Genomic DNA, 9,796 nt, shown 5'->3' on the forward strand with positions numbered 1-9,796 from the left:
TCAAGAAACCATTGAATTTATTAAACAAAACATACCAAAAACTATTCCCTTAAACGTACCCGAGACTCAGCTAAATCAAATGGTAAAAAAGGCTATTACCGATGATAGTCGTATCAAAAATCTTGTCCTAAGCTGCGAAGAAAATGTTTTAGTTGTGACCGCTTCTATAGAAGGTGTTGGATTAACGTTTAATATTAAAACTAAACTTGCATTAGAACATTGTGAACTCAGCCCAACATCCAAAATCATTACTATGCGCCGCTTAGACCAAATAGAGCTTGGCGGCACAGGTATTGCATCTTCTTTGCTAGCTCACGTTGTAAAATTAGTTGTTTGTGGATTATTAGGTGTGGATATTGGTGCATTTTCACTTAAAAATATCAACGGAGTTACCATTGAAAAAGAACTTATTACTGCCGATTTGATTGCTATGGGTGCAACCGAAGCGATTAATAATGCTATTAATAGTAAAATCAATCTCTTATTAAGTAATACGCCTATCAACCCTATGTTAACTCCTCTATTACCCACATTAGCTCAAAAACTCATGCAAAATATCACCATTGAAAACCTGAAAATTGCTAAAAATGGGATTACTGGCGTTTTAAAATTAGGTATTTAAACCCAAAAGCTTAATTTTTAGTGCTTGCAATTATAAAAACATTGGAAATTTCTATTATGACGAATTCATGTTATGTCTGTGCTGTCGAAAAAGGTATAGAGTCTTGTATTGGCTGCGACAAATATGTTTGTAAAACCCATGCAGGCTATATGAAAAATTATCTTTCGATAGATGGAAAAAAGGGGCGCGCTTGTCAAGCCTGTATTGAAGAAGGTATTGTCACTCCAGATTACGGGATTTTGAGTACACAGCTCATTATTAATGATATTGTTAAACGTTTTGAAAATAAAATGTATCCAAGAATGCAAGGAGACATAGAAAAACTAACTGAAAAGGTAAAAACTGAATCATTTGCAGAAGCTCATATATTAGTCAAAGAGTTAGAAGAATCAGTGGCAAGAACAGCTGAAACCATAGCACTACAATTAGAAAAAACGGCAGACAAAATGGTTGCTGATAACTTAGCCAAAGTAGAAAGTACTCTCACAACATTAACCCATGAACTTACAAAAGCTATTAGTAATCAAAGAGTTGAAGTATCATCAGATGCTGAGAAAATTGTACGAGAACTCCGTCAGACTATTATATGGGGCTTATCTTGTGCGGCATTAATTATTGTTATTGGCTTGACTGGTATCAAGTTGACTTTAGGTTAATTAAATGCTCTTGTAAGACTATAATAAGTTTCGTAGCCCGAAATAAAACCAAATAATTCAATGTTATCGGCTAAGTTAGCCACTAAAATTTTTTGCTGTTGTTGCGTTTCTATATCCAATAAATGCATTTGAGATTCGGCTCGTTCGCGAGTTTCGTCTTTCCATTCAAGACTAAATTTACGCGCATTGGCACGAATTTGATTGGGGGATAACAAAATAACACTCCTTGTATTGAGGTGTAAAAAACAGCGTTAGGTATTTGTTGTCACCGCTTTTAAGCCTAAATGGGTGACGAAAGGTAAAAAGTCTTTATCGGCAAATAACAGAGAATGGCCATATTCAATACAATGTGTGGCAATAATCACATCTGCTGTTTTACGCACGGTAATGCCACGCTTGCGTAAAAAACGAAAGTTATCGGCGGCTTGTATGGCTAAGTCTGTCCCTAACATGTCAAACACAGCTAATGTGAGCAATAATTTTTTGGCGGTTTGATAGTCTGTATCTACACGAAATCCGCGTAATACCTCCGTTAAAATCAAATCGCCAATAGCAAGCGGTTCAACACCAAGCAAACTATCTAATTTATTAGCTGATGGCGTAGGTTGGCCATTAAAATAGTCAATCCAAACACTTGAATCTATAAGAATCATTGATTGAGTCTCATGTCTTCAAGGTCATCTTCCCATTTCAGTTTTCCACGAAAAGCCTTAATCGACTCTTGTTGCTTGAGTTTAATGAGCATTTTTAACCCCAACTCAACCGCTTCTTTTTTGGTTTTTAATCCTGTGGCTTTTAGAGCATCGTGCATTAAAGCATCATCTATCACAATATTGGTACGCATTTTTTGAACTCTATAATGTGTATTTTATATTGTAATATACACATTATAGATAATTTTAGCTACGACTACTTCGGATACAACTTGCCATCAAATTCATCCATTTTTGGATAACGTAATGGCGTTAAATTGTCTAAATTGGCTAAATAATTTTTATAATCTACCAAAATTTGTTCGCGTGCTTCGGGTTTAATATAGGGCACATGATAGCCAATAAACGGTGGCAACACCTCAAAACCCACATAAGCCAATGTGCCACGCAACAAGGGACGTAACATACCGTCCACCAACTCGCCATGAATAGCTTTTTCACCAAACATATGCTCACGGCCACCCAAGGTTAAAGTCACTAAAGCTTTTTTACCTTTTAAGCCGCCTTGGTCATAAAAACGCATTCCGCCATAACACACCCCCGAAATTAACACGCGGTCAATCCACCCTTTTAAAATCGCAGGCACAGAAAACCAATATAAGGGAAAGTTAAAAATCACCAAATCCGCTGCTTTTAACTTTTCTAACTCAGCCGCAATATCAGGTGCAATTGCTTGTTGTTCGTAGTTATAACGTTGTTCTAAGGCATACACCAAATACTCAGGATTTTTGCGCTGGGCAAAATCGTTAGCAGAAGCCACAGGATTCCAATTCATCTCATATAAATCGGACACCTGTACTTGATGACCAGCAGCAGTTAATTGCTCTGTCGCAAGCTGCATTAATGCCGTATTAAAGGATTTTGCTTCAGGATGGGCGTGAATAATCAAGACATTCATCATTTATGCTCAATTTAAACTAAAAATGGGCTTGATTTAAGCACCAAAGTACCAGTATAAGCAACTCAGTTAAGTGATTTTTAGGAGCAAATAACAACATGACTTATCAAACCCTTTTATATCAAGTCGAAAACCGTATTTTGACGATTACACTCAACCGTCCCGAACAAATGAATGCCTTTACTGTTGAAATGGCCAATGAATTAGAACACGCCTTTAAAACGGCCAGCGAAGATGACAATATTGGCGTGATTGTCGTAACAGGCGCAGGCAAAGCTTTTTGTGCTGGCATGGATTTAAGCAAACAAGGTAATGTCTTTGGTTTAAATGAACAATTACAACCGACAACAGCGGATATGGAACAACGCTTAGATGATGAGACCATGATTGCAGGGGTACGAGATACAGGTGGTCGTGTCACCTTGGCTATTTTTGATTGCAAAAAGCCTGTGATTGGTGCGATTAATGGCGCAGCCGTAGGCATTGGTGCAACCATGACCTTGGCAATGGATATTCGTTTAGCCTCCTCTAAAGCACGGATTGGTTTTGTTTTTGGCAAAATTGGCGTAGTACCAGAAGCCTGTTCAAGTTGGTTTTTGCCACGTATTGTGGGCATTAGTCAAGCTTTAGAATGGGTGTATAGTGGTGATATTTTAACTGCCGAAGAAGCTCAACAAGGCCGTTTAGTCAAAGCGGTTTATAGCCCAGAAACCTTGTTAGAAGAAGCTTATAAACTCGCCCATAAGTTTATAGATAATCGTTCACCAGTTGCTATCGCCTTTGCTCGACAAATGATGTATCGCAATGCTGCACAAACACATCCCATTGAAGCTCATAAAGTAGACTCTTTGGCGATGTTTTACACCAGTCTTGAAGATGGCAAAGAAGGTGTAAAATCCTTTTTAGAAAAACGTGCCCCTGAATTTACAGGCAAAGCCAGTCAAATGCCTGAATTTTATCCTTGGTGGAAATAAAATCTCTAAATTGAGGCATTTTTTAAATGCCTCCGTTTTTGTTACAAACCCTATAAAGTTTATTTGCACCTGCCCCACCTTCTTCGTAAAATAGCACGCCTTCCCTTTTTCTAAACTGCATACCCACCATGAATAACCTAAATCCGCGTCAACAAGAAGCCGCTAAATATATTGATGGCCCATTATTAGTTTTGGCGGGTGCAGGCTCGGGCAAAACCTCAGTGATTACCAAAAAGATTGCCTATTTAATTACCGAATGTGGCATCAAAGCCAATCGTATTTTTGCGGTGACCTTTACCAACAAAGCCGCAAAAGAAATGAAAGAGCGGGTTAGCAAATTAGTTAATGGGGCAGAAGCCAAAGGCTTAACCGTCTCCACTTTTCATACCTTAGGCTTGACCATGATTCGCCAAGAATTAGAGGCTTGTGGTTTAAAAAATAATTTTTCTATTTTAGATGCAGACGATTGCCAACGTTTATTGGCCGATTTAATGCACAAAGATAACAGTCCTGAAGCTGACCAAAAACAAGCATTAAAATGGATTAGCAAAAAGATTTCTGATTGGAAAAATGATTTAATCGCGCCTGTTCAAGCAGTGAGTGTTGCTGAAACTAAAGAAGATTTGATTGCAGCCCATCTTTATGATGCCTATCAACGCCATTTACGCGCTTATAACGCTGTAGATTTTGATGACTTGATTGCCCTACCCACACATATCTTGCAAGAAAATCAGGCCATTAGAGAAAAATGGCAAAGTAAAGTGCATTATATGTTGGTGGATGAATATCAAGACACCAACACCGCCCAATACTTATTAGTCAAGTTATTAGTGGGTGTGCGTGGTCGTTTTACCGCCGTGGGTGATGATGATCAAAGTATTTATGCGTGGCGTGGTGCGCGTCCCGAAAATATGTTGGAACTCACCAAAGATTACCCCAATTTAAAAGTCATTAAACTTGAGCAAAATTATCGCTCTATGGGACGGATTTTAAATGCAGCCAACTCGGTGATTGCCAATAATCCCCACGTTTTTGAAAAAAAGTTATGGAGTCAACACGGTTTAGGCGATTTAATTCGGGTAGTGACTTGCGAAACTGACCGTCAAGAAGCCGAATATGTCGCTAATGATTTAGTGAATAATAAGCTAATGAATCGCCGCACCTTTAAAGATTATGCCATTTTGTATCGAGGTAATTTTCAGGCCAAAGCCATTGAAACTCAATTACGTGAACTGCAAGTGCCTTATAAATTATCAGGTGGCACATCCTTTTATGCACGTGCCGAAATCAAAGATGTGATGAGTTATTTACGCCTGATTATTAACCCTAATGATGACAGTGCTTTTTTACGCATTATTAATACACCAAAACGTGCGATTGGCCCTGTTACTTTAGAAAAATTAGGCGTTTATGCCCAAAGTCGTGGCGTGTCTTTATTAATGGCTTGCACAGAGTTAGGCTTAGCTGCACATTTGGGACAAAAAAAAGCAGTGGTTAGTTTGCATGAATTTGGTACGTGGCTCGAAGAACACAGCAAAGCGATTTTAGATAACACCGACCCTGTGCCAAAAATTCGCCAATTATTAAGCGATATTGCCTATGAAGATTATATTCGTGAAACAGCACCCACGCCTCAAGGTGCAGAAGCACGTATAGAAAATATCAATTTCTTGCTGAACTCTATTCAAAATATGTTGAATAAAGCTGACGATGAAAATGACAAAAATATCGAAGCGATTATTCGCAAATTAGTTTTAATTGATTTACTCGAACAGCAAGCCGAAAATGACGATAGTGACCGCGTGCAATTAATGACTTTACACGCGGCCAAAGGCTTAGAATTTCCTCATGTGTATATGATTGGTTTGGAAGAAGATTTGCTACCCCATCGCAATAGTATTGATGCTGATACCGTTGAGGAAGAACGGCGGTTAATGTATGTAGGTATTACTCGAGCCAAACAAACCTTAACCATTACCTTAGCCGAACGGCGCAAATCGGGGGCAGATTTTAAAAGCACTACGCCAAGTCGCTTTTTAGAAGAATTGCCTGCTGACCAATTACAATGGCAAGGACGACGCAGCCAAAAATCTCCGCAAGAGAAAAAGCGCATTGGTAACGCCCATTTAGCCAATTTAAGAGCCTTATTAAATTCTTAGTGAGATACAAAGATGACTGATGAAATGTTAACCAAATGGGGAATGCAATTAGGTATTCCTGCCGTTATTTTATTTTTAATGTTTATTATTTGGGATATTGCCAAAAAGTCTAATGCAGGCAAAACAGGTACTTTTGCGCTATTTTTAGCCTTATCTGTAGGCTTTGTTGGCTATATGATTAAAGTTATTTTGCAGTGGCAATTAGAGAAGTAATTTTTTCATATTAACCCTAAAGGCTTTGTTAATCCAAAGCCTTTTTATTGAGTTTTATTAAACTTTCACCACGCAAATCAGTTAATAATAACTCTCCGTTTTCTGCCACTTTAAACTCCCCATATTTAGCTTGGGCATAAATATCACCTTGCCCTTCTTCAAAGAAAAAAGCATCAGTAGCAAATTTAATTTTTCCCTCACGAACACGATATTGCAAAGCGGCTGTATGAGGCTCAATAATCGTTGGTTCTGTTTGCAAGTTAATAAATTGAGCAATCCCCTTGTCATCCAATTTAACCAACACAAAGCCCTGACTATTTTCAGTTTGGTCTTGAGGCAATTGGGCGCGTACTTGGCTTTCTAGTTCAAAGCGTAAACGCATATAATCGCCTTGCATAATTGAGCGAGGATCAACAGGCGCTAAAGTTAAAAATACCGTTTGGCCGTTGCTTAATACTTGCTCTTTTTGCCAAATAGACCCATTTACGCCAATTAAAATCAATAAACCAATCGCGCTTACCGCATATTTATTCATGGTGTTGCCTCCAACGCTGGCCAATTTGACGAACAATCAACAAAAATGCGCCTGTTGCCATTAACAAATATGACTTGTCTAATAATGTCCAATTTAAAAAATAATAATAACGCGCCAAATATCCCCAAAAAACAAAAACGCCCAAGGCCAACAACACCCGATGGCCATTGGCAAAACCAATGACAATCAAAATCCACGCCACTGCCAAACCTGTTGCCTGTTGTGAAACTAAAGCCAGCACCGTCGCCAACAATAAGGCCAACCATGCTTGTGGTTGTTGATAGCCAATTTGATAACGCTTTAATAGCATGCCTACCGTTGCAACTAGGGCAAAACCCAACAACACTTCATTAACCGCCAATAAGAAGCTACCTGCGGGTAAATCACGGCCATGTATCAACTGGCCTAAACCATTAACACCTAACAGCGTTAAGCTATGAATTTGCAACGCACTAATGGTTAATGCATAAGCAATTGGACGTACTCGATCACTGTGTATCAACCATTTACTTTCTGCTAACCAAACGGCAGCCATTGCCACCACCACAATACTGGGCAACAACCACACAATTGGCCAATCCATACAACCCAGTAATATTGCGCCAATTGCCATTGAGCTTGATAAAAAACGATGAATAAAAGACGGCATTAACCACACTAAACAGGCCGACATTAAGGCAATTAACCACCAGCCTATGGGGTCGTGTAATAAATCACGCCACGCATAAATACATAAACTTTGGCCTGTTAAACTAATTGCTAAGGCAAACTGACCAATAAAATCACTTTTTTGTGCTTTTTGATAAATAAAATATGCACCTGATAGCGTTGCGATACCAAATACTAACGCCAACTCTTTGTATTCAAGCACTTTATAAAACAAAGCAAAAATAGAAGCCAAAACAAACCAAGCGGCAAACCAACCAGTAAAGCCTTGCAAACTGCGTAGATACCAAGGGTGATTTTCTATGTCCGTGTTTGGCATATCGCCTTGCACCAACCCCGCTTCCTGTAGTTTTTGCCATAAGGCAGCATCATGCTGATTACTCATGTGGAACTTCCTGTGCGATTGCTTTTAAATGACGAACTGCCCACCCTGAACTAAACATGATCCATAAACCAATGACCAGCAAGGCAAATCCATCTTTGCTTTGTAATAACAAATCTGAAAACCATGCAGTTGAAATAACAATCACGCTTAAACTAACACCAGCCAGCATAAAAACATCAAGTTGTTGATAACGATAATAGCCATAAAAAGCTGCTAACCATGCCAAATAGATGATGGGCAGATAAAAATCTCTAAAGCCATGACTAAAAATAAAATCAATCATCAGCCAGACCATATTAAAATGAGTAACGATGGCTAATAAACGCACTTGACTACGACTTTGGCTTAACCATGAGTAACGCTTGGCGGCAAATTCCCAAATAATCAAAGCCAAGGTATTAAATAACCACAACGCCCATTGCATGGCTGTGCCACTAAATACCAGTCCAAATAAACCATGAAACACTTGATAATAGAGCACTAAGCTTAAGTTAGCTAAAATGAGCCATAACATCCATAACGCTGCAAATCTTGCTAACAATACCCAAGGGCTAATTAATAACGCCCACATCGCAAATAGTTGCCACGTATCTGCACCTGTTTGATAGGTTTGACCATAAAAAGCCAATAATACGCCCAATAAAACCGAAGCGACCAAAATCAAATAATTAGCATTCGCTTTTGCGGCAAATTTATAATGAGCCACTAAAGTGCCAACAATTAGCAGCTCTAACATCGCAAACTTGTGAAAACGAGTGATTTCTTGCCAATTAAAGGCAAAGAAAAAAATCAGTCCAATTAAAATTAAACCAACCCCGTTACTTAACAACAATCGATCTAAAAAACCAAACCATGCTGAGGCTGGTGGTGTAACTGTTGCAACAGCTAAGGCTTGTTCGGTTTTATCAGGGGCAATGTGTTTTTGGCTGAGCCATTGTTTAATCAAGGCTTTATGGCGGGCGGGTGTCATCTACAGACTCCTTGTGGCAATCATCAGGCGTTAATTAATGCCATCCTTGTCGCCATGTGGCTTCATCTAATAACTGATGCCAATCGATACGATAAGCATTTTTGGTCATAACGGCTTCTAAGATAATCAAATCACGCTCTGCTATTGGCGTGGAATTATTGGCAATTTGGGTGACTAAAAAATGTTTTTCTTGTTGTTGTGGACTCACTGCTGTCCATTTGGACAGCAGTAGTTTTTTGGGGTTGAGGTGACGAGTCATATTAAAACTTAGGCTTTTGGGTTAAACGTTCCCACCATTTTAACAACACATTATCCAAAGTATTGCTCGCTGTTAAACCGACTTTTTGCATAAAGTTTTGTTTATGAATAAAACGCACCGCAAATACATCAGCCGTTTTACTTAAACTCATTAAATATTCGTCACTAGTCATTAACTTGTCAACCAAGCCCAAACCTAGAGCTTGTTTACCATACCAATGCTCACCTGTTGCCACTTTTTCAATATCCAATTGTGGACGATAATCAGTAACAAACTCTTTAAATAGGTTATGGGTATCTTCTAAGTCCGCGATAAATTTCTCACGACCTGCATCAGTATTTTTACCAAACATGGTTAAAGTACGTTTATATTCGCCTGCGGTTAAAACTTCGTAATCAATATCCCATTTATCTAATAAGCGATGAAAATTAGGCAACTGAGCCACCACACCAATCGAACCAATCACTGCAAACGGTGCTGCAATAATGGTATTGGCTAAACAAGCCATCATATAACCACCACTGGCAGCTACTTTATCCACACAAATAGTTAGCGGTAATTGATGGTCTCTGAGTCTTGCTAGTTGTGATGCGGCTAACCCATAACCATGCACCATACCACCTGGACTTTCTAAATTGACAACAACTTCATCTTTATCTTTATTGGCAATACTTAAAATTGCAGTAATTTCTTGACGTAAATTCTCAGTGGCAGAAGCAAGATCGGAAGAGCGTCGTGTAGGGAAA

Annotated in this window: 13 protein-coding genes; 5 read left to right on the plus strand and 8 right to left on the minus strand. The window is 38.8% G+C overall.

Going from position 1 to position 9,796, the window contains the following annotated elements; all coding sequences use genetic code 11:
- On the plus strand, nucleotides 1-622 hold a 622-nt coding region (locus Q0212_RS05565; RefSeq protein ID WP_297923407.1), incomplete at its 5' end, for a hypothetical protein.
- Between the two features lie 56 nt (nucleotides 623-678).
- On the plus strand, nucleotides 679-1,278 hold the full coding sequence (locus Q0212_RS05570) for a hypothetical protein (protein ID WP_297923409.1): 600 nt from the start codon (nucleotides 679-681) through the stop codon (nucleotides 1,276-1,278).
- Here Q0212_RS05570 and Q0212_RS05575 read toward each other — a convergent pair.
- The 4 genes from Q0212_RS05575 to Q0212_RS05590 all read right to left on the minus strand — a co-directional run bounded on the left by Q0212_RS05575 (nucleotide 1,275) and on the right by Q0212_RS05590 (nucleotide 2,889).
- Entirely contained in the window at nucleotides 1,275-1,493 is a 219-nt protein-coding gene (locus tag Q0212_RS05575; RefSeq protein WP_297923411.1) for a hypothetical protein, read from the minus strand. The genes Q0212_RS05570 and Q0212_RS05575 overlap by 4 nt on opposite strands.
- 36 nt (nucleotides 1,494-1,529) lie before the next feature.
- Entirely contained in the window at nucleotides 1,530-1,931 is a 402-nt protein-coding gene (locus tag Q0212_RS05580; RefSeq protein WP_297923412.1) for a PIN domain nuclease, read from the minus strand.
- Complete coding sequence (locus Q0212_RS05585) at nucleotides 1,928-2,122, minus strand: type II toxin-antitoxin system VapB family antitoxin (RefSeq protein ID WP_107866550.1); 195 nt, start codon at nucleotides 2,120-2,122, stop codon at nucleotides 1,928-1,930. Before Q0212_RS05585 ends, Q0212_RS05580 begins: the two co-directional genes overlap by 4 nt.
- 65 nt (nucleotides 2,123-2,187) lie before the next feature.
- Complete coding sequence (locus Q0212_RS05590; RefSeq protein WP_297923429.1) at nucleotides 2,188-2,889, minus strand: NAD(P)H-dependent oxidoreductase; 702 nt, start codon at nucleotides 2,887-2,889, stop codon at nucleotides 2,188-2,190.
- A gap of 98 nt (nucleotides 2,890-2,987) precedes the next feature.
- On the opposite strand from Q0212_RS05590, the gene Q0212_RS05595 reads away from it, so the two are divergent.
- The 3 genes from Q0212_RS05595 (at nucleotide 2,988) to Q0212_RS05605 (ending at nucleotide 6,235) form a co-directional block, all read left to right on the plus strand.
- Nucleotides 2,988-3,863 carry a crotonase/enoyl-CoA hydratase family protein gene (locus Q0212_RS05595; RefSeq protein ID WP_297923417.1) on the plus strand — a complete coding sequence of 292 codons (876 nt, stop codon included), beginning with the start codon at nucleotides 2,988-2,990 and terminating at the stop codon, nucleotides 3,861-3,863.
- A gap of 119 nt (nucleotides 3,864-3,982) precedes the next feature.
- A complete protein-coding gene (gene rep, locus Q0212_RS05600; protein WP_297923431.1) occupies nucleotides 3,983-6,022 on the plus strand; it encodes a DNA helicase Rep in 2,040 nt (679 codons plus the stop codon).
- Between the two features lie 12 nt (nucleotides 6,023-6,034).
- Nucleotides 6,035-6,235 carry a DUF2788 domain-containing protein gene (locus tag Q0212_RS05605; RefSeq protein WP_297923419.1) on the plus strand — a complete coding sequence of 67 codons (201 nt, stop codon included), beginning with the start codon at nucleotides 6,035-6,037 and terminating at the stop codon, nucleotides 6,233-6,235.
- Between the two features lie 28 nt (nucleotides 6,236-6,263).
- Here the strand turns inward: Q0212_RS05605 and Q0212_RS05610 are convergent, their stop codons facing one another.
- From Q0212_RS05610 to Q0212_RS05625, 4 genes are read right to left on the minus strand one after another with little or no spacing between them, the layout of a single operon-like run.
- Nucleotides 6,264-6,770, minus strand: coding sequence for a GDYXXLXY domain-containing protein (locus Q0212_RS05610; RefSeq protein ID WP_297923421.1), 507 nt, complete (start codon nucleotides 6,768-6,770; stop codon nucleotides 6,264-6,266).
- On the minus strand, nucleotides 6,763-7,821 hold the full coding sequence (locus tag Q0212_RS05615; protein ID WP_297923423.1) for a DUF4401 domain-containing protein: 1,059 nt from the start codon (nucleotides 7,819-7,821) through the stop codon (nucleotides 6,763-6,765). The genes Q0212_RS05610 and Q0212_RS05615 overlap by 8 nt, the downstream gene beginning before the upstream one ends.
- Nucleotides 7,814-8,791: a DUF2157 domain-containing protein gene (locus Q0212_RS05620; RefSeq protein WP_297923425.1), complete on the minus strand. Its 978-nt coding sequence runs from the start codon at nucleotides 8,789-8,791 to the stop codon at nucleotides 7,814-7,816. The genes Q0212_RS05615 and Q0212_RS05620 overlap by 8 nt, the downstream gene beginning before the upstream one ends.
- Before the next feature lie 34 nt (nucleotides 8,792-8,825).
- On the minus strand, nucleotides 8,826-9,050 hold the full coding sequence (locus tag Q0212_RS05625) for a TIGR02450 family Trp-rich protein (protein ID WP_297923426.1): 225 nt from the start codon (nucleotides 9,048-9,050) through the stop codon (nucleotides 8,826-8,828).
- Nucleotides 9,051-9,796 lie beyond the last annotated feature (746 nt).

The organism is uncultured Agitococcus sp. (genome assembly GCF_937920075.1).
Classification (GTDB): Bacteria; Pseudomonadota; Gammaproteobacteria; order Pseudomonadales; family Moraxellaceae; genus Agitococcus.